Consider the following 19772-nt stretch of genomic DNA (forward strand, 5'->3'; position numbering starts at 1 on the left):
GCCGTTCCGGGGACTCCATCAGCCCCCGGAACGGCCCCGCCTGCCCCTTTCAGCCCCCGGAGGCTCCTCGTGACCAGCACCGCCCCGGAGATCCATCGCGGCCTCGCCGGCGTGGTGGCCGACACCACCGCCATCTCCACCGTGGTCGCCGACACCAACTCCCTGACCTACCGCGGCTACCCCGTGCAGGACCTCGCCGCCCGCTGCTCCTTCGAGGAGGTCGCCCACCTGCTGTGGCATGGTGAGCTGCCCGACGCCGGACAGCTGCGCGAGTTCACAGCCCGAGAACGCGCCCTGCGCCCACTGGACCGCACCACCACCGAACTCCTGGCCCGGCTGCCGCACACCTGCCACCCGATGGACGTGCTGCGTACCGCCGTCAGCTTCCTCGGCGCCGAGGACCCCGCGGAGGACGACGGCAGTCCGGCCGCCAACCTCACCAAGTCCCTGACCCTGCTCGCCCGGCTGCCCGTCGTGGTGGCCGCCGACCACCGGCGCCGCCACGGCCTGGAGCCCATCCGGCCCGACGCGGACCTCGGGTATACCGAGAACTTCTTCCACATGTGCTTCGGCGAGGTCCCCGACCCGGCGGTGGTCCGTTGCTTCGAGATCTCCCTGATCCTCTACGCCGAGCACAGCTTCAACGCCTCCACCTTCACCGCCCGTGTCGTCACCTCTACCCTCTCCGACCTGCACAGCGCGGTCACGGCCGCGATCGGCGCCCTCAAGGGCCCCCTCCACGGAGGCGCAAACGAGGCCGTGATGCACATGCTGGAAGAGATTGGCGACCCCGAGGAGGCGGAGAGCTGGCTGGACGGAGCCCTCGCAGCCAAGCGCAAGATCATGGGCTTCGGGCACCGCGTCTACAAGCACGGCGACTCCCGCGTCCCCATCATGCAGAAGGCCCTGGTGGACCTCATCGCCCGCTCGGGCGACCCGGAGACCACCCGCCTGGCCACCCTCCACGCCGCCCTGCGGCACGCCATGATCAGCCGCAAGGGCATCCACCCCAACCTGGACTACCCGGCCGGCCTCGCCTACCACCTCATGGGGTTCGACGTCCCCGCGTTCACCCCCATCTTCGTGATGAGCCGCATCACCGGATGGACCGCCCACATCACCGAACAGCTCGCCCACAACTCCCTCATCAGGCCCCTGGCTTCGTACGACGGCCCCGGCCAGCGGGAGGTGCCGCTCAGAGCATCCTGAGCCCGGACCGTCGGCCGGAGCTGCCCGACAGGCCCGGCCCCGGGCCGAAGCACGCACCGCGGCCCTCGCCCCGTCGCGTCTCATTTCCGACGTCCGACATGTGGACCGCTGTACTCGCGCCTCGGTGGAACGACCTAGGGTGGCCGGTGCAGCTGGTTCGCCCCGTCCGCCAGGCGGGATGCGTCGTAAGAGGGAACCCGGTGGGAATCCGGGACTGCCCCGCAGCGGTGAGCGGGAACGACCGCCGTCATACGCACTGGGACCGGACAACGGTCCTGGGAAGCGACGGCCAGTAGGTGCCCGCCGGGAGACCGGCAGGCGTGTCCGCGAGTCCGAAGACCTGCCCGTTGCCCGTGTGCGGCCGATGCCGTGCGCGGATATCCCGGTGACCTCGTGGGCGGGTCGGCGTACACAGCGAGCGGCACGTGCGGCCTTGATTCCGCGGCGTGGTCCGTGCGTTCTGTCGTTCCCTTCGCGTCCGCTCCCGTCGCCGGGATGTTCCTGGACACATCTCGCGAAGGAGAGTTCCGTGACAGCGAAGCCCGCAGCCGCGGTCGTACGAGCCACCGTGTACGGCTACCCCCGCCAGGGTCAGAACCGCGAACTGAAGAAGGCCGTCGAGGGCTACTGGAAGGGTCGCGTCACCGCTGACGCCCTCCGGGACACCGCCGCCGAACTGCGCCGCTCGAACTGGCGGCAGCTGGCCGAGGCAGGCATCACCGAGGTACCGACCGGCGACTTCTCGTACTACGACCACGTGCTGGACACCAGCGTCATGGTCGGCGCCGTCCCCGCACGCCACCGTGCGGCCGTCGACGTGGACGCCCTGGACGGCTACTTCGCCATGGCGCGCGGCACTCAGGATGTCGCCCCGCTGGAGATGACCAAGTGGTTCGACACCAACTACCACTACCTGGTCCCCGAACTCGGCCCGGACACCGTCTTCACCGCGGATTCGTCCAAGCAGGTGGCCGAGCTGGAGGAGGCCATGGCCCTGGGCCACACGGCCCGCCCGGTCCTCGTCGGCCCGATCACCTACCTCCTGCTGGCCAAGCCGGCTCCCGGCGTCGCCGCCGACTTCGAGCCGCTGACCCTGCTGGACCGGCTGCTCCCCGTATACGCGGAGGTCCTCGCCGACCTGCGGGCCGCCGGAGCGGAGTGGGTACAGCTCGACGAACCGGCGCTGGTCCAGGACCGCACCCCGGCCGACCTGAACGCCGCCGCCCGCGTCTACCGCGAGCTCGGCGCCCTGACCGATCGGCCCAAGCTGCTCGTCGCCTCGTACTTCGGCCGGCTGGGCGAGGCCCTCCAGGTCCTCGCGGCCTCTCCCGTGGAAGGCATCGGGCTCGACTTCACCGACAGCGGCGCGGCCAACCTCGACGACCTGGCCTCTGTGGGCGGCCTGCCCGGCAAGCGCCTCGTCGCGGGCGTGGTCAACGGCCGCAACATCTGGATCAACGACTACCAGAAGTCCCTGACCACCCTCGGCACCCTCCTCGGCCTCGCCGACCGGGTGGACGTCGCCGCGTCCAGCTCCCTCCTGCACGTGCCGCTCGACGCCTCCGCCGAACGGGACATCGACCCGCAGGTCCGCCGCTGGCTCGCCTTCGCCCGCCAGAAGACCCAGGAGATCGCCACCCTGGCCCGCGGGCTCGCCCAGGGCACGGACGCCATCGCGCCCGAACTCGCGGCCAACCGTGCCGACCTGGCCTCCCGCGCCGGCTCCGCCCTCACCCACGACCCCGCCGTCCAGGCCCGCACCGCCGCCGTGACCGATGCCGATGGGCGCCGCGCCCAGCCGTACGCCGAACGTGCCGTCGCCCAGCGGGCGCACCTTGGCCTGCCGCTCCTGCCGACGACCACCATCGGCTCCTTCCCGCAGACCGACGAACTGCGCGTCGCCCGGGCGGACCTCCGCGCCGGGCGGATCGACGCCGCCGGCTACGAGGAGCGCATCAAGGCGGAGATCGGTGAGGTGATCTCCTTCCAGGAGAAGACCGGCATCGACGTCCTCGTCCACGGCGAGCCCGAACGCAACGACATGGTGCAGTACTTCGCCGAGCAGTTGACGGGATACCTCGCGACCCAGCACGGCTGGGTGCAGTCCTACGGCACCCGCTACGTGCGGCCGCCGGTGCTGGCCGGGGACATCTCCCGCCCCGAGCCGATGACCGTTCGCTGGACCTCGCACGCCCAGTCCCTGACCTCGAAGCCGGTCAAGGGCATGCTGACCGGTCCGGTCACCATGCTCGCCTGGTCCTTCGTACGCGACGACCAGCCGCTCGGCGAGACCGCCCGCCAGGTCGCCCTCGCCCTCCGCGACGAGGTGAACGACCTGGAGGCCGCCGGGACCTCCGTTATCCAGGTCGACGAACCCGCCCTGCGCGAGACCCTCCCGCTGCGCGCCGCCGACCACGCCGCCTACCTGGACTGGGCCACCGAGTCCTTCCGGCTCACCACCAGCGGTGCCCGGCCGGACACCCAGATCCACACCCACATGTGCTATGCCGAGTTCGGCGACATCGTCCAGGCCATCGACGACCTCGACGCCGATGTCATCAGCCTGGAAGCCACCCGCTCCCACATGCAGGTCGCCCGCGAACTTGCCGCCCACGGCTACCCTCGGGAGGCCGGCCCCGGTGTCTGGGACATCCACTCCCCGCGCGTCCCCAGCACCGAGGAAGCGGCGAACCTGCTGCGCATCGGCCTGAAGGCCATCCCCGCCGAGCGGTTGTGGGTCAACCCCGACTGCGGTCTGAAGACCCGCGGCTGGACCGAGACCCGCGCCTCCCTGGGGAACCTCGCCGCCGCCGCCCGTGAAGTCCGTACGGAGCTGACGACAGCCAACTCCTGATCAATCCTGCTGCGGGCCGGCGGCCCCGAGGCCGCCGGCCCGCGACCGGCCGAGAGAGACGGGAACGGACCCGCCACGGCGGGCCGAGCGACGGAAGGTCACCTGTGGCGAAACACAAACCCCGGCACATCGTGGTCGACGGGCAGCCCATGGTGGCGTTGACGTCCAAGGAATACGGTGAACCGGCCGCCAAGCGACGCCAAGTGGGCGGAATGGGATCCCGGCTCCGCGTCGTCCGCGATGAACTGGTGGCCCTGTCGGGCTTCCTGGAAGCGCTGGTGCGAGCACTGGAGGCCGAAGGGACGTCCGCGCGACGGACCGATCCCGACAGCCAGGTTCAGGCCCTGTTGGCCACCGCACCCCGACTGCTGGGGCAGGCGCGGGGCATCGCCGGTCGGCGACGGGGCAGTCCCGCACCGCGCCCCGGGCAGTAGGGGGCGGGCCGAAACCGGCACGTCATCCGCTGACGGCCGACACCCGTCGCGCTCCCGCGCTTTCCTTCACGTCACGCTCGCCTACTCTCGGCCCACCCGACGATCTCGCTCAGGACCAAGGGCCGGAGCCTGGGCTCGGCGGCCGGGTCGCGCACGGCCTGGGCGACGGCCGGCGCACCGCGCTGGTCGGCACGGCCCGCCAGAATCCGCAGACGGGTCAGCGCGACGCGCGGGTACTCGTGACCGCGGCGGCCCGCACAGACCTCGGCCACCGTCCGGGCGAGTGCTTCGCTCAGGTTCCTCTGGCCGACGGCGTCATAGAGGTACTTGCGCACGGCCACACCGATGCCCGGATGGGTGGCAGTACCTTCCAGCACGCCCGCAGCCAGACGGCGCTGCGCATCGCTCTCCGCGGCGATCCACTGGTCGACGATCCGCAGGACTGCATGGCCTCCCGGCCCCGTGGCCAGGTGCGTCAGAGCGGTGGCCACCTGCGCACGGTACTTGGCGGCGATGCCTTTCGGTGCGGTGATCTGCGAGGCCAGCCCAGGAGTTCACTGCGCAGGTGCGGGCGCTGGACCCAGACGTGCGAGAGCACTGCTTCGTCCAGGCCGTGGCGCACCGCGCTGAGCGACAGCCCGTCGTCCTCGGTCCGATCGGCCTAGGTTCACGTTCGCCAGCGTCTTCGACGGCTCCTGGGGCACCTGCATCGACGACTTCGCCAAGACGGTGGTCGGGGCCCGCTTCGACAAGGTCTTCTCACACAGCGAAGGGTTCCCCGGTGTCAAAGATCCAGAGGTGAAGGACTGGTCGTGCCGATCTGGCGCACCGCCGCATGGACCTTCTCGTCATCCGCAGCGTCGGCCATCGCGGCGAGATCCTCCCGCAACGCATCGACCTCGCCCGGCTTGATCTTGGTGAAAACGGTGAACTCGTTGCAGACCCCATCCGTCCTGCCCGGGTGCTCAGGGTGAGCCGGCTGCGTTGCACCTGTCGCATTCATCGCGAGGCTCTCCCGCCACGGATCGGTGTAAGGGTCGCCAAGCACCCGGACATGAGGCGCCATCGCCCCCACCTCTGCAATCCTCCCTGCGGCCGAGTTGCTTCGCATCTCGGCCGCAGGGAGGTTCGGTCACCGGGGGTGTTGTCTCGAGAAGCGTCTGACTTTTGCGGGGTCGGCTGCCTGGTACCGCAGGGCCGACGCCGGGGTCCTCGTGTCCCGAGGAGCTCCCGAGGACAGATCCGGCCAGGCGCAGGAAGATGGAATTCGGTGAGACGCGCCGAGTACGTCGTCATCACCGTCGCAGGGCAGCCACGTCCGCGCGTCCGGGAAGACAGTGTCGCAGCCCATCGCACACCAACCCGTTGCGCCGCCCAGGCGGCCGGGTCACCCGCTTCCGCCGCGCCCCTGCTCCATCGGACCGCCACCCGGAGGCAACCATGGGCCACGTTCTCGGTGACGTGCTGGGCTTTGCGGCCGCCGTCGCGGTCAGCCCGCTCCCCATCATCGCCATCATCCTCATACTCGCCACACCTCGGGGACGTCTCAACGGAATCCTCTTCACCATCGGATGGATCCTGGGACTCTCGGCACTGGGCGCGGTGATGCTGGCGATCGCCTCCCCAGCAGGCGCTTCTGCCCACAATCACCCGGCCACCTGGGTGGGAGCCCTCAAGCTCGCTCTGGGAGTGCTCCTCGTTGTCCTCGGCGCCCGGCAGTGGCACCGGCGCCCGAAGGATCCCTCGCACGCTCAGCTGCCGAAGTGGATGAGTGCGATCGACCGCCTCTCTCCGGTCAAGGTCTTCGCCCTCGGACTGGCCTTGGCCGCCCTCAACGCCAAGAACGCCCCGCTGACCATCGCCGCAGGGGCCGTGATCGGCTCAGCCGGACTGCCGGTCGGGCAGCAGATCGCATCGCTGGCAATCTTCGTCCTGATCGCCACCCTGGGCCTGCTGGCCCCGTTGGGAGTCTTCCTTCTCGGGGGAGAGCGAGCCAAGATCACGCTCGGCAGCTGGAAGGAGTGGGCAGCTCAGCACAATGTCGCCGTGATGGCCGTCCTGTTCTTCGTCCTCGGGCTGAAGCTGCTCGGAGACGGCATCTCCATCCTCGTCTCCTGATGACAGCCGAGGAGTCGTGGGTGTCGGCTGTGAAGCATGGGCCGTCCGCTCGTTGCTGCGGGGTCACGGTTGTCACCGACGGCAGCCGACTTGCTGGCGCGCGGCGCCGGCCTGCGGTCCACGGCCTTCGAGCTTGTGCTGCGGCCCGTGCCCCACGTCATCGACACGCCGGACTTCTTCTCGGTCGCCGTCGCCGGGCCGGCCGCCCCCGTGCCGGCGCACAGGGCTGGGGCCTCCCTCGCCCGACGAGCCGGAGCAGGAGCTCCGGCATACGCTGATCGAGGGGGTGCATTCGGGTGAATCGCACACCGGAAGGGGCGCCCCGATGGACGAGTACCCACTGATCGAGAACCACGGGCTGATCGGCGATCTGCAGACCGCGGCGCTGGTGACCACCGAGGGGGTGATCGACTGGTTCTGCTCCCCTCGGTTCGACTCGCCGAGTGTTTTCGGGGCGCTTCTGGACAAGGAGAAGGGAGGCCACTGCACGGTCAGGCCGACCCATCGGACGCATTCGACCAAGCAGTTGTACCTGCCTGACACAGCGATCCTGGTGACCCGGTTCATGACCGAGGCGGGCGCCGGTGAGGTGATCGACTTCATGCCTGTGACCAGTACGACGGCCACGAACCGTCACCGCCTGGTCCGCCTGATCCGCTGTGTGCGCGGCACCATGACGTTCGATGTCGAAGTCGCCCCGCGCTTCGACTACGGGCGCAGCAAACACCAGTTGCACATCACCCCGCACGGAGCGGTCTTTGCCGCGGAGGATGGCACGGAACTCACCATGCACCCCATCCGAGAGCCGGAGGACGAACAGGTCGCGGACCTTCTCACGGACCACGACGGCGACCTGAAGGTCTCGCTGACCCTGGAGGCCGGTCAGCAGCGCGGGCTGATTCTGGAGATGGGTGCCGAAGGACCGCCCAGGGAGGTCCGGCGCGACGAACACCAGCGGCTCTTCGAGGAGAAGGTGGCGTTCTGGCGTTCCTGGCTGGCACAGTCGCGCTACACCGGGCGCTGGCGGGAGGTGGTGGAGCGTTCCGCGATCACGCTGAAGCTCATGACCTTCGCCCCCAGTGGCGCTGTGGTGGCCGCTCCCACGGCGGCTCTCCCGGAGCAACTGGGCGGTGAGCGCAACTGGGACTACCGTTTCACCTGGATCCGGGACGCCTCGTTCTCCGTGTATGCCCTGCTGGGACTGGGTTTCACGGAGGAGGCCAGGGCGTTCATCATCTGGCTGGGCGATCGGGTCAAGGAGCGGGCCGGAGGCGACGGGACCACGGGCCCGCTCAACATCATGTACAAGGTCGACGGCTCCTCCGATCTGAACGAGCAGATCCTCGATCACTGGGAAGGCTATGCGGGCTCCGCGCCGGTACGGATCGGCAACGGCGCCGCCACCCAGCTCCAACTGGACATCTACGGCGAGGCGCTGGACAGCATCTACTTCGCGCACCGGCACGGCTTCCACGTCGCGCACGGGGGATGGACCTCGCTGCGGACGGACCTGGATTGGCTGGCCGACCACTGGGACCAGGCGGAGGAGGGTATCTGGGAGACCCGCGGCGGTCGCCAGGACTTCACCTACGGCCGGGTCATGTCGTGGGTGGCGTTCGACCGCGCTCTGCGACTCGCCGAGGCATCGGGGTGGCCGTCCGCAGCCGGACGCTGGCAGGCCGAACGGGACGCCGTCTACGAGCAGGTCATGGCCAAGGGGTGGAGCAAGGAACGGCAGGCGTTCGTCCAGCACTACGGCAGCGAGGTCCTGGACTCCTCGCTGCTGCGCATGGCGACGGTCGGGTTCCTCACACCCGGGGATCCGATGTGGGCGTCGACTCTGGACGCCATGGATCAGGAGCTCGTCAGCGACAGCCTGGTCTACCGGTACAACCCCGCTGCTTCGCCCGACGGTCTGCGCGGCTCGGAGGGCACCTTCTCCCTGTGCACGTTCATGTACGTCGACGCCCTGGCACGCGCGGGACGGACGGACAAGGCACGGCTGGTTTTCGAGAAGATGATGGGGTACGCCAACCATCTGGGACTGTACTCCGAGGAGATCGACCCGACCGGCCGTCAGCTCGGCAACTTCCCGCAGGCGTTCACCCATCTCGCCCTCATCGACTCGGCCATGACGTTGAACGAGGCTCTCGACCGGCGGTAGCCCGCAACCGGTTCGGCCTTCGTCACCAGCGCCGCAGGTCGGCGTCGGTGAGGCCCTCCAGTTCGCCGTGGGTGTCCAGTCGGTACAGCTGAGCGTGTCTCCATGGGTGACGAACAGCGCGATGACGGCGATGGCGGCGAGAGCCCGCCGGGCCCCAGAAGCCGGCACCGTAGTCGGTGCCTCCGCCGCAGGCGTAGGCGGCGATCGCAAGCAGCAGGAAGACGGCCATGAACCCCGTGCTCACAGTCGGTTCCCAGCGGAGCGAGGGCCTTACAGCGTGTCCGCCGACAGCGGGACGAACCTGTGCATGTGTCGCCTTTTAGGGTGAAGACCGCCACGCCGGGGCGGGTGCAGCGGGTCAGCCGCCGGTGGCGAAGCCGGGGAAGAGCGTCATCCCGCCGTCGACGTACAGGGTGGCGCCCACGACGTAGTCCATGAGGTCGGAGGCGAGGACGACGGCCGCGTAGCCGATGTCCTCGGGGTTGCCGATGCGGTCGTAGGGGATGAGCCGCCGCAGGTCCTCCCGGGCCTGCGGCGTCTCCCAGGCGCTCTGGTTGATGGGGGTCTTGATGGCTCCGGGGGCGATCGCGTTCACGCGGATCTTCTTCGGGGCGAGCTCCTGGGCCAGCGTCGCCATCATCATCTGTACCCCGCCCTTTGAGGAGGCGTAGTTGACGTGCCCGGCCCAGGGGATGATCTGGTGCACCGAGCTCATGCAGATGATCTTCCCGGCCGAGCGCGACACCTCCGGGACCACTCCGCGGCGCAGGAACTCCTTGGTCGCCTCGCGGGCGCACAGGAACTGTCCGGTGAGGTTGACGTCCAGCACCTTCTGCCACTGGGCGAGGGTCATCCCGGTGAACGGGGCGTCCCGCTGGAGTCCCGCGTTGGCGACCAGGATGTCGATCGTGCCGAACTCCTGGACCATGCGGTCCGTCATGGCGACGACCTGCTGCTCGTCGGAGACGTCCGCCTCGTAGGCGGCCGCCCGGACCCCGAGTGCGGTGATCTCCTCGACCACCTTCTCGGCTTCTTCGCGGCCGGCCACGTAGTTGACCACCACATCGGCCCCGGCCTGGCCCAGGGCGACGGCCGTCGCCCTGCCGATGCCGGAGTTCGCGCCGGTCACGAGCGCCTTCTGTCCCCGCAGCAGGTGGGTGGGGATCAGGCCCTGGATTGTCCCCTCGGTGGAACTCACGATGTCCTGCTCCTCCACTGCGTGCCCGCTTCCGCCGGGCCCGTCGCCCGGAGGTCCGGGCATCAGACAAGCACCGGAGAGGGACGGCGGCATGCCACGGTGGACTGTGTTGCGCTGCCCGGCGCAGGATGTTCGCCCGGTCGGGGTCCGGTCGGGGACGGAGGCTCAGCCGAGCCGCTCCAGCAGGTGGTCGCCGACGCGGAGGGCATTCGCGATGGCCGTCAGGGACGGATTGACGGCACCGATGCTCGGGAAGAAGCTGGTGTCGACGACGTAGAGGTTGTCCAGGTCGTGCGCCCTGCAGTTGACGTCCAGGGCCGAGGACGCCGGGTCGGTGCCGAAGCGCACGGTGCCGGCCTGGTGTGCGGTGGCGCCGATCGGCATGCCCTTGTGCAGGTAGATGCTGCGGGACAGCAGATGGTGCTCGTGCATGCCCAGATGGCCGAGGATGTGCTGCAGTTTGTGCCGCAGGTGCTGGAGTCCGGCGATGTTGTTGCCCTCGTCGAGCGTGAGCCGGATCCGGCCGTCGTCCTCCAGGGTCACCCGGTTGTCCGGCTGCGGCAGGTCCTCTCCGCACAGCCAGAAGTCGACGGCGTGATGGGCCAGGACCTCGAACGGCATGTCCGGTGTCACCGCTCCGGCCCAGCGCGGGGCCTCGCCGTGGATCTGCTCGGCGTCCGACTTGCCGAGCATCTGGATCCCGCCGAGCGGGTACTCCCAGTCGTCCGCGCCCAGATACCAGTCGTGCAGGGCGAGGGTCTTCTGGAACTGAGTGTCGTTGGGTTCCTTCGAAATGGCCATCAACGCAAGGTTGTTGTGACGCATGTAGTGCCGACCGACCATGTCCGAGCTGTTCGCCAGTCCGTGCGGATGCTGGTCGTTGGCCGAGGCGAGCAGCAGCGCGGCGGAGTTGACGGCCCCGCACGCCACGACCACGATGTCGGCCGAGAACCGGGCCTCCCGCTCGCCCGGGAGCTGGGCGACGACGGTGGTGACGCTGCGTCCGGTGGCGTCGGTCTCCAGCCTGGTGACTCGGGCGTTGGTGACCATCTCCACGTTCGGGTGGCGCAGTGCCGGCTCCACGCAGATCACCTGGGCGTCGGACTTGGCGCGGACCAGGCAGGGGAAGCCGTCCACGCGGTTGCAGCGGATGCAGACACTGGAGTGGGTGGCCCTCCCGTTCTCGTCCTGGGTGAGATTGACCCCGATCGGCAGGTGGAAGGGGTGCAGTCCCTGCTTCTCAAGGTCCAGGCTCAACTGCTCGATCCGCGGCTCGTGTTCGACCGGAGGGTGGGCGTACTGGGCACTGCACGGCCCTTCCCAGGGATCCTCGCCGTGCCGGCCGTGCACCAGGTAGAGGTGCTCCGCCTGGGTGTAGTACGGCTCCAGGTCGTCGTAACCGATGGGCCAGGCGGGCGAGATGCCGTCATGGTGGCGGAGTTCGCCGAAGTCCTCGGGGCGCAGCCGGAACAGCGCCGCGCCGTAGAACTTGGTGTTCCCGCCGACGTAGTAGTTCACCTCGGGCGGGAACTCGTTGCCGTGCCGGTCCAGCCAGAACTCCGGGGCTCGGTACTTGGCCTTCACGAACACGGCCGTGGAGTCCCAGTTGTCGCGTTCGCGCGGCAGGTAGTCGCCGCGTTCGAGGATGAGTATCCGTTTGCCGGACGGGGCGAGGCGGTGAGCCAGGGTGCCGCCGCCGGCACCGGTGCCGATGACGATGACGTCGTAAGGGTGCAGGGCGTCCATGGCAACCACCGTCCTTGTTCGCGTGGACTGCGCCCGTTGCAGCTCCTCTTCTTCGAACGTACGCGCCGTACAGGGGTGCGGCACCCGGAGTGGGCCCGCACCGGTGCCGGATACCGGCACGGTCACAGAACGGCGATCGGGTTCACTGGAGAGCCGGTCGCGGCCGGTAGTCGCAGCGGCGCGACCACGCACAGGAAGTGCCAGCGTCCCTGCTGCTCGCACACCGGGACCAGCTCCTCGAAGTCCAGCCAGTCCAGCAGATGCAGCCCCATGGCGTTGACGGCCAGAACATGCACAGGAAACCCGACCTCGGCGACCGCGCTGGGCGCGGCATCGCTGTTGCCGTCCGATCCCAGGACCGACACGCCCCTCTCCGCCAGAAAGTCCATCGCTGTCGGATGCAGGCCCGCCCGGGCCCGCGTCACGTCCCAGGGGCCGAGGGTACGGCGCCGCACGCGGTGTCCAACCCGCACGAAAAGCAGGTCACCCGGTCCGACCTTGGTCTCCTGGGCGGTCTCGGCTGCGACGAGGTCCTCGGCGGTCACCTGGTCGCCGGGATCGAGCCAGGGCACCCCGCGCAACCGCGGGAGATCCAGGAGGACACCGCGGCCGACGATGCCGTCACGCACCAGGTCGAGCGTGAGCATTCCGGCCCCGTCCGGTGTCACCGTGCTCGACGGGACGCCGCCGTACAGCTCGCCGTCGAAGATCACGTGGCACAGCGCGTCGAGGTGGCTGTCGACATCACTGTGCACGTTCATGGCGAACCGGTCGCGGGCGAACGCAAGCCCGGGTGCGCCGGTCTCCCGGTGCGTGGGAGCCGTCATCCGATGGGACGCGGGCTCCGGACTGTCCGGAGTGGACCGGGTTTCGACGGTCGCGGCCAACGACACGGTGCGCCCGCATCGGACCTCGGCAGCCGCCGCCACGACCCGGTCCGGCGTCAGCCGGTCCAGCGCGCCACGCGGTTCCGCCCCCTCGTCCTGTGCCCGGCACCGCAGCCGGCGGTACAGGTCACGGAAGGCCGCTTCGGAGAGGGGCCTCGCTGTCGAGGGACGGGAGGGTACAGGCGGATCCGAGACCATCAGGAAACCTCCTACTCCTGTCGACGCTCCTTATCGACACGGAATCATCGGGACGGCCCGGCCACACGCGGGGCGCGGGCGGATTACGCCGATCGGCCGAGCGTGGTGGACAGCCCATTCGATGACCTGCGCCGACGGGACCGTCCAGGTGCCGTTCAAGGAAGCCCGGCCGGGAATTCTCACCCTTGCGACACATGCCAGATAACTGCCATTTATAGTGATTTAGGACAATGCGCCTTCATGTGACTACCTAAAGTGACGAGGTCCTCATGAGTCAACCTGCTGGTCGACCTGACGAAGGGGGGAGGGCGGGGGAAGCTCGCGCGACATCGGGTTCGGACCCTCTTGGCGCTCCCGATCCCCTGGAGAGCGAACTCAGCTCTGCCGAGGACCGTGTCGTCGTCGCGGAGTGGTCGCGGCGGATCCCCCCGGTCAGGGCGCGGATCCCGGAAGTGCGCATCGGTAAACGCTGGTACAGCACCGCCTGGCTGATCCCGGTCAGTATTGTGGGGCTCATCGCCTGGATCGCGGTGTGCCAGCAGTTGCGCACCTATTCGGCGGTGCAGAGCTGGATCGCCGGCCATCCCGGGACGGGCGACTTCCAGCCGCCAGTCACCAGCGGGTTCCCGTTGTGGTTGCGCATCCTGCACTTCCTGAACTTGCTGTTCATGCTGTTCATCATCCGGGCTGGGATCCAGATCCTGGCCGACCACCCACGACTGCAGACGGACGCCGGGTCTATGCCCGGCCGGGAGCGGCTGCGACTGCGTGGCCCGGTGCCACCCGACCGGATGGCGCAGGAGCCGCCGGAGCGTGCGTGGACGGCCAAGGACGACGCGGTCACCCTGCCTCGCTGGCTCGGCCTACCGGGGATCCGGCACTCGATCGGGCTGGCCCGCTGGTGGCATTTCAGCTGCGATTTCCTGTGGATCCTCACCGGTGTGGCGTTCTACGTGCTGCTGTTCACGACGGGGCAGTGGGAGCGGCTGGTGCCGAGGGACTGGAGCGTCATCCCCAATGCCATCTCGACCGCCATCCAGTACGGGTCGCTGGACTTCCCCGCGAACAAGGGCTGGACGCAGTACAACGGCATGCAGATTCTCGCCTACTTCGTTGTGGTCTTCATCGCTGCGCCACTGGCGTTCATCACCGGCCTGTTGCAGGCGCCGGCCATCGCTGCCAAGTTCGGGCTGGGCTGGGGCCGGATCAACCGCCAGACAGCCCGCATCGTCCATTTCATGGTCCTGGTGACTTTTGTCGGGTTCATTTTCATCCATACCGTCATGGTCTGGATCACCGGGCTGCTCAAGAACCTCAACCACATCACCACCGGCATGAACACCGCCTCGTGGACCGGATGGTGGCTCTATGTGGTCTGGATGGCCATCGTGGTGGCCGTCTGGTGGGCCGCATCACCGCTCACACTGCGCTATCCGCGGGTGGTGCAGAAAACCGGGAAGTTCCTTATCGGCTGGGCAAAGGCGCTGCTGGAGTATGCGGATCCGCGTGCAACCTACCCCGAGAAGGCGATCTCGCCGTTCTTCTGGCCCAACGGCACTCTGCCGGACAGCCAGGAATACGCGAACCTGCGGGACAACGGCTTCCGCGACTACAGACTGCGGATCGACGGACTCCTAGATCACCCCGTCACCCTGTCCTATGAGCAGCTGAAGGCGATGCCCAAACAGGAGCAGACCACCCAGCACTACTGCATCCAGGGCTGGTCGGGCGTCGCCAAGTGGGGAGGCGTGCCGATGCGAGAGATCCTCGAACTGGTGCAGCCATCGCCAAAGGCGCGCTTTGCGGTGTTCTACTCCTTCGCCGCCGGCGGCGAAGGAGGGGTCTACTACGACGCTCACAAGATCGAGCACATGCAGCACCATCTGACCATCCTGGCCTACGAGATGAACGGCGAACCGCTCAATGAGCTGCACGGCGCTCCGCTTCGGCTGCGTAACGAGCTTGAGCTGGGCTTCAAGCAGGTCAAGTGGATCCACGCCATCGAGTTCGTCGAGAGCTTCTCCCACCTCGGCGCGGGGCAGGGCGGCTACAACGAGGACCATGAGTTCTACGGCTACCGCATGCCCATCTGACGGCATGCCACCAGGAATGCACCGCGACGAAGGGCTGCATGCCGTCGCCCCCGCCGTGCGACCGCGCTGCCGGCACGCCTGCGAGCCGGGCCGCCTCGACGAGTACCGCCAAGCGGCGCGGTCGGGTCACCATGCGGGAGTGCGCCCGCAGTGCGAATTCGACTGCCCGACACTGCTCAGCGGGACTCGGGGAGCGGATCGCGGTCGGCTCGCCGTCCTCGTCGAATGGCCGGTCGGCGCCCAGGCCAGGTCTGCGGGCGGAGTGTGAATGGCCTTGGCTGCGCCCACCCCTCTCCCGCAGTGTCGCCTCCGGCGAGCCGTGCGCACAGCGGTGCTGAACCTGGACCCTGGGGCGTTTGCGTTCGTGATGGCAACCGGCATCGTGTCCAGTGCACTCGACCGGGACGGCACCCGCGGCGCCTCGGCGGCGCTGCTGGTGATCGGCCTGAGCGGATACGGGGTTCTGCTGCTCGGCAACGGCTGGCGGCTGCTGCGCTGGCGACGACGACTGCTCGCGGACGCGGTCGGGCCGAGCGGGTTCGCGTTTCTCACCGCGGTCGCGGCCTCCAGCATCCTGGCCGACCGCATGGCGGCCGATGGGCATCGGACGGCTGCTGCCGTGCTGCTGACCGTCGGAGTGCTGGGCTGGCTGCTGCTGGGGTACGGAATCCCGCTCGCGCTGGTCGCAGCCGCCCGACGCCGTCCCTCGCTGGACCAGGTGAACGGCACATGGTTCCTGTGGGTGGTCGCCACCCAGTCGGTCGCCGTCGCAGCAGTGGCGTTTGACGGGCTGACGCCCGCAGCCCATGGCTTCCTGCCCGAGTTCGCCTCGGTGTGCTGGGCGATCGGGCTGATGCAGTACGTCCTGGTGGCCCCGCTGGTCCTGTCCCGGATGCTCGTGCGACCGATGGCACCGGAGGAGCTGATTCCCGCCTACTGGGTGTTCATGGGCGCCGCCGCCATCAGCGTGCTGGCGGGTACCGCTCTGCTCCGGTTGCCGGCGGCCGATCGCCTGCTGCCGACCGAGGTCACCTCCGCGCTCTGCTTCGTGCTGTGGTCCTTCGCCACCTGGCTCGTCCCGCTGCTGATCGCACTCGGTGCCTGGCGATACCTGGCCCGGCATGTTCCGCTGCGCTTCGCGTCGAGTCTGTGGAGCCTGGTTTTCCCCGTCGGTATGTACGGAGTCGCGACCCGGCAGCTGGGAAGCGCAATCGGGGTCTCCTGGCTCATCACGCTCGGGGAGGGCGAGGCATGGCTGGCAGCAGCGGTGTGGGCCGTGGTCTTCCTGGCCATGCTCGCTGCGCTGACACGCAGTCTCTGCCGTACCGGAGCGACGCAATGAGCCGCGACCAACCTCCTTGTGGGGCGCGGTGGTTCATCGTTGCCGTTCACAGCACCTCCGGTGTATGCGCAGCTCCTGAACCGTACTCGGCCGAGGGTCGCTCCGTACCGGGTGACTCGACGTCTTCTCCCTGTCCCCGAAGCGGCGGTGCGGCAGGACACCGCGAGTGAAGCCGAACCTCTCGTCCTGCACCACGAAGACGCGGTGCTGCGACGGCAACCGGGCGGGGAACGGCGGTGTCCGGCCCGTGCCGTCGTCGACAGGCGGCACTCCGGTTCCACCCTTGGCCGGACGTCTGCGCCGTCCCGGTGAGGGGTTCCTGCCGATGCCGTCCCGCCCGCCGGGCCGCGTCGACAGCGCGGCGCCATTCCGTTTGCGGAGCGGTCGACATCGAGTTTGAGTGTGAGGGACCCCCCTCGCGCTTCAGGAGCTGACATGTCGATGGCGTTCGGTTCACCCTTCGGTTCGGCCGATCCGTTCAGCGATCTGCTGAATCGATTTTTCGGGATGTCGCCCGGAACGTCGCCCCCAGCCGTGCAACGCGTACCCATCGGGCGGCTCCTGACCGAGTCGTCGCACGAACTCCTCAACGCGGCCACGCGAAAGGCGGCCGAGGACGGAACGGCCGACCTCGACACGGAGCACCTCTTGTGGGCGGCCACACAGGTCGATCCCACACGAAAGCTGCTGTCCCAGGTGGGAGTGGACCCCGAGGCGCTCGCGGCCCAGATCGCCGAAGTGCTTCCCCGGGAGTCCGGCGCGCCCTCCGCGGAGCCGGGACTCACGCCGGCGGCGAAGCGCACCCTGGCCGCCGCCTACGCCGACTCGCAGGCGGCGGGGGTGTCTTACATCGGCCCCGAGCACATCCTCGGCGCGCTCCTCGGCGACCCCGAATCCGGTGCCGCCCGCTTCCTGCGTGCGGAGGACCTGGACGTCCAGAAGCTGCGCGGCCTGACGGAACAGGCGAACCGCGCGACGGGAGGTGCTCCCGCTGCCGCGAAGCAGCCGTCCACGACCCTGGACGAGTTCGGCAGGGACCTGACCGAGGAGGCGAAGGCCGGAAAGCTCGATCCGGTGGTGGGCCGGGCGGACGAGATCGAGCAGACCGTCGAAATCCTCTCGCGGCGCTCCAAGAACAACCCCGTGCTCATCGGTGAACCCGGCGTCGGGAAGACCGCCATCGTGGAGGGACTGGCCCAGCGCATCGTGGCGGGCGAGGTGCCCGACACACTGAAGGACAAGAGGGTCGTCGCCCTGGACCTCTCCGGCATGGTGGCCGGCGCGCAGTACCGCGGGCAGTTCGAGGAGCGCCTGAAGAAGGTCATCGAGGACGTCCAGGAGGCGAGCGGCGACATCGTCCTCTTCATCGACGAACTGCACACCGTCGTCGGAGCGGGAGCGACCGGTGAAGGCTCCATGGACGCGGGCAACATGCTCAAGCCCGCGCTCGCACGCGGTGAGCTGCATGTGGTGGGAGCGACGACGATCGACGAGTACCGCAAGCACGTCGAGAAGGACGCCGCGCTCGAACGCCGTTTCCAACCCGTCCTGATCCCGGAACCGACGGTCGAGGAGACGATCCAGATCCTCGAAGGGCTGCGGGACGCGTACGAGGCCCACCATCAGGTCCGCTTCGCCGACGGGGCCCTGGCGGCAGCGGCGGAACTCTCCGACCGCTACATCAGCGACCGGTTCCTGCCCGACAAGGCCATCGACCTCATGGACCAGGCGGGCGCCCGTGTGCGACTGCGCAGCGCCGGCCGTTCCACCGAGGTCGTCAGCCGCGAGGACCGCCTCGCGAAGCTGCGGCGGGAGAAGGACCAGGCCGTCGCCGGCGAGGACTTCGAGAAGGCCTCCGAGCTGAAGCGGCAGATCGCCGAGGTGGAGGGCGAGCTCGCGGGAATCGAGGAGCGCCGAGAAGGTGTCGTCTCGGTCACGGCCGCGGACATCGCCGACATCGTCTCCCGCCGCACGGGGATTCCGGTCTCCCAGCTCACCGCCAGCGAGAAGGAGAGACTCCTCAAGCTCGAAGAGGAGATGCACGCCAGGATCGTCGGCCAGAACGAGGCGGTCACCGCGGTGTCCGAAGCCGTGCGCCGGAACCGAGCGGGCATGGGGGACCCCGACCGCCCCGTCGGTTCGTTCCTCTTCCTGGGACCGACAGGCGTCGGCAAGACCGAACTCGCCAAGACTCTCGCCGAGTTGCTGTTCGGCGACGAGAACCGCATGATCCGGTTCGACATGAGCGAGTTCCAGGAGAAGCACACCGTCGCCCGGCTGGTCGGAGCGCCCCCCGGATACATCGGCTACGAAGAGGCAGGCCAGCTCACCGAGAAGGTTCGGCGCCATCCGTACAGCGTGGTGCTGTTCGACGAGGTGGAGAAGGCACACCCGGACGTCTTCAATACACTGCTCCAGATCCTCGACGACGGTCGCCTCACGGACGGACAGGGCCGCACGGTCGACTTCCGCCACTGCGTCGTCATCATGACGTCCAACATCGGCGCCCATCGCATCCTCGCCCACAAGGGCGACGCGGCCGAGCTCGAGGACGTGCTGATGGAGGACCTGCGGGGACGGTTCCTGCCCGAGTTCCTCAACCGCATCGACGACATCATCGTCTTCCACAGCCTCACCGAGGAGGACCTGTCGGAGATCGTCGAGCACCTCCTGCGCCGGAGCAAGCAACGTGTCCACGCGCAGGGCATGACGCTGGAGGTCACCGAAGCGGCGAAGAGGCTGCTGGTCGCTCATGGCTACCAGCCGGAGTTCGGCGCCCGTCCGCTGCGCCGCACGATCCAGACGGAGCTCGACAACCGTGTCGCCTCACTGCTGCTCGGTGGTGAGGCCGGACCGGGAGACACGATCGTCGCCGATGTGCGGGACAACTCGCTCCACTGCACGGTGCGCAAGGACCACTCCGAAAGTGGTGCGGACCGCGAGGAGTCGGCGAGCACCGGCGCGGCCTGAGGCCGGCCCTCCATGACCGCGGGCCCGAACAGGAGCCTGATCCCCGGGGTCGTACCTTCCCCGCAGCACCCCGCTGTCCCGGACCCGAAACCCCAGGCTCAGGAGTCACCGTCCCGTCCGCGGAGTGCTGTCTGCTCCATGGTCGGGTCCGGGTAGCGTACCGCTCATGACGACGATCAGTGATGCGATGTCGCCGCAGCGGCGGGCGGTGGCAACCCAGGACTGGAAGCCGGCTGAGTGCGACCGGCCGTGCCCGTGCGGCACACCGGAATGTGGTCACGGTCAGCCCTGTGCGGCCGAGGACTGCGACGGCCACGACCGGCACACCACGCGTGACCCGGCGACCGGCAACGACGTGACGGCCTGGCAGGACGCGTTCGAGTGCTGCGAGAGCGGCGCTTCCTCATTCCTCAAGCGTTCACTGCCGGAGCGGCCGTGGGGAGCCGTGAACCGTGACGGCACCCTCACGGTGTTCGACGGCGTCGCCCACTACGGGCTCGGTGGGTGAAGCGGCGCCGGCGAGCAGGCCGAGCGCCTCGTACCTGCCGATCGGCTCGTA

At 68.9% G+C, this 19772-nt stretch carries 15 protein-coding genes and 1 riboswitch; of the genes, 9 read left to right on the forward strand and 6 right to left on the reverse strand.

Features of this window, described 5'->3' with window-relative positions; genetic code table 11:
• Positions 1–69 precede the first annotated feature (69 nt).
• The 3 genes from ACIRP2_RS26800 to ACIRP2_RS26810 all read left to right on the forward strand — a co-directional run bounded on the left by ACIRP2_RS26800 (position 70) and on the right by ACIRP2_RS26810 (position 4497).
• Positions 70–1209, forward strand: a complete 1140-nt coding sequence (locus tag ACIRP2_RS26800; RefSeq protein ID WP_404254500.1) for a bifunctional 2-methylcitrate synthase/citrate synthase — start codon at positions 70–72, stop codon at positions 1207–1209.
• Between the two features lie 136 nt (positions 1210–1345).
• Positions 1346–1572, forward strand: a riboswitch (cobalamin riboswitch).
• Positions 1573–1738: 166 nt separating this feature from the next.
• Entirely contained in the window at positions 1739–4063 is a 2325-nt protein-coding gene (gene metE, locus ACIRP2_RS26805; protein WP_404254502.1) for a 5-methyltetrahydropteroyltriglutamate--homocysteine S-methyltransferase, read from the forward strand.
• Positions 4064–4167: 104 nt separating this feature from the next.
• Positions 4168–4497, forward strand: coding sequence for a hypothetical protein (locus ACIRP2_RS26810; RefSeq protein WP_404254504.1), 330 nt, complete (start codon positions 4168–4170; stop codon positions 4495–4497).
• A 71-nt stretch (positions 4498–4568) separates the two neighbouring features.
• On the opposite strand, the gene ACIRP2_RS26815 is transcribed toward ACIRP2_RS26810, so the two are convergent.
• On the reverse strand, positions 4569–4988 hold the full coding sequence (locus ACIRP2_RS26815; RefSeq protein ID WP_404254506.1) for a hypothetical protein: 420 nt from the start codon (positions 4986–4988) through the stop codon (positions 4569–4571).
• A gap of 293 nt (positions 4989–5281) precedes the next feature.
• Positions 5282–5563, reverse strand: coding sequence for a hypothetical protein (locus ACIRP2_RS26820; RefSeq protein ID WP_404254508.1), 282 nt, complete (start codon positions 5561–5563; stop codon positions 5282–5284).
• Between the two features lie 374 nt (positions 5564–5937).
• Here ACIRP2_RS26820 and ACIRP2_RS26825 point away from each other — a divergent pair, with 374 nt between their 5' ends.
• Together ACIRP2_RS26825 and ACIRP2_RS26830 are read left to right on the forward strand one after the other, a co-directional pair.
• Positions 5938–6615, forward strand: a complete 678-nt coding sequence (locus ACIRP2_RS26825; RefSeq protein ID WP_404254510.1) for a GAP family protein — start codon at positions 5938–5940, stop codon at positions 6613–6615.
• Between the two features lie 325 nt (positions 6616–6940).
• Complete coding sequence (locus tag ACIRP2_RS26830) at positions 6941–8779, forward strand: glycoside hydrolase family 15 protein (protein WP_404254512.1); 1839 nt, start codon at positions 6941–6943, stop codon at positions 8777–8779.
• A 22-nt stretch (positions 8780–8801) separates the two neighbouring features.
• On the opposite strand, the gene ACIRP2_RS26835 is transcribed toward ACIRP2_RS26830, so the two are convergent.
• The 4 genes from ACIRP2_RS26835 to ACIRP2_RS26850 all read right to left on the reverse strand — a co-directional run bounded on the left by ACIRP2_RS26835 (position 8802) and on the right by ACIRP2_RS26850 (position 12550).
• Positions 8802–9023 (reverse strand): hypothetical protein, encoded by a 222-nt coding sequence (locus ACIRP2_RS26835; RefSeq protein WP_404254514.1) that lies wholly within the window; start codon positions 9021–9023, stop codon positions 8802–8804.
• Positions 9024–9137: 114 nt separating this feature from the next.
• Entirely contained in the window at positions 9138–9977 is an 840-nt protein-coding gene (locus tag ACIRP2_RS26840) for an SDR family oxidoreductase (RefSeq protein WP_404254516.1), read from the reverse strand.
• A 165-nt stretch (positions 9978–10142) separates the two neighbouring features.
• Entirely contained in the window at positions 10143–11723 is a 1581-nt protein-coding gene (locus tag ACIRP2_RS26845; RefSeq protein WP_404254518.1) for a GMC oxidoreductase, read from the reverse strand.
• A gap of 122 nt (positions 11724–11845) precedes the next feature.
• Complete coding sequence (locus ACIRP2_RS26850) at positions 11846–12550, reverse strand: cyclase family protein (protein ID WP_404254520.1); 705 nt, start codon at positions 12548–12550, stop codon at positions 11846–11848.
• A 710-nt stretch (positions 12551–13260) separates the two neighbouring features.
• Here ACIRP2_RS26850 and ACIRP2_RS26855 point away from each other — a divergent pair.
• The 4 genes from ACIRP2_RS26855 to ACIRP2_RS26870 all read left to right on the forward strand — a co-directional run bounded on the left by ACIRP2_RS26855 (position 13261) and on the right by ACIRP2_RS26870 (position 19721).
• Positions 13261–14901 carry a molybdopterin-dependent oxidoreductase gene (locus ACIRP2_RS26855; RefSeq protein ID WP_404254522.1) on the forward strand — a complete coding sequence of 547 codons (1641 nt, stop codon included), beginning with the start codon at positions 13261–13263 and terminating at the stop codon, positions 14899–14901.
• 268 nt (positions 14902–15169) lie between these two features.
• Positions 15170–16243 (forward strand): tellurite resistance/C4-dicarboxylate transporter family protein, encoded by a 1074-nt coding sequence (locus ACIRP2_RS26860; protein WP_404254524.1) that lies wholly within the window; start codon positions 15170–15172, stop codon positions 16241–16243.
• A 435-nt stretch (positions 16244–16678) separates the two neighbouring features.
• Positions 16679–19213, forward strand: coding sequence for an ATP-dependent Clp protease ATP-binding subunit (locus tag ACIRP2_RS26865; RefSeq protein WP_404254526.1), 2535 nt, complete (start codon positions 16679–16681; stop codon positions 19211–19213).
• A gap of 166 nt (positions 19214–19379) precedes the next feature.
• Positions 19380–19721, forward strand: a complete 342-nt coding sequence (locus ACIRP2_RS26870; RefSeq protein WP_404254528.1) for a hypothetical protein — start codon at positions 19380–19382, stop codon at positions 19719–19721.
• Positions 19722–19772 lie beyond the last annotated feature (51 nt).

It is taken from the genome of Streptomyces sp. NPDC101194 (genome assembly GCF_044767885.1).
In the GTDB taxonomy this organism is placed as follows: domain Bacteria; phylum Actinomycetota; class Actinomycetes; order Streptomycetales; family Streptomycetaceae; genus Streptomyces.

Coding starts and splice junctions, on each gene's coding strand:
- ACIRP2_RS26820 (WP_404254508.1), bottom strand. CDS start 5,563: ATGGCGCCTCATGTCCGGGTGCTTGGCGACCCTTACACCGATCCGTGG.
- ACIRP2_RS26825 (WP_404254510.1), top strand. CDS start 5,938: ATGGGCCACGTTCTCGGTGACGTGCTGGGCTTTGCGGCCGCCGTCGCG.
- ACIRP2_RS26830 (WP_404254512.1), top strand. CDS start 6,941: ATGGACGAGTACCCACTGATCGAGAACCACGGGCTGATCGGCGATCTG.
- ACIRP2_RS26845 (WP_404254518.1), bottom strand. CDS start 11,723: ATGGACGCCCTGCACCCTTACGACGTCATCGTCATCGGCACCGGTGCC.
- ACIRP2_RS26850 (WP_404254520.1), bottom strand. CDS start 12,550: ATGACGGCTCCCACGCACCGGGAGACCGGCGCACCCGGGCTTGCGTTC.
- ACIRP2_RS26860 (WP_404254524.1), top strand. CDS start 15,170: ATGGCCTTGGCTGCGCCCACCCCTCTCCCGCAGTGTCGCCTCCGGCGA.
- ACIRP2_RS26865 (WP_404254526.1), top strand. CDS start 16,679: ATGTCGATGGCGTTCGGTTCACCCTTCGGTTCGGCCGATCCGTTCAGC.
- ACIRP2_RS26870 (WP_404254528.1), top strand. CDS start 19,380: ATGACGACGATCAGTGATGCGATGTCGCCGCAGCGGCGGGCGGTGGCA.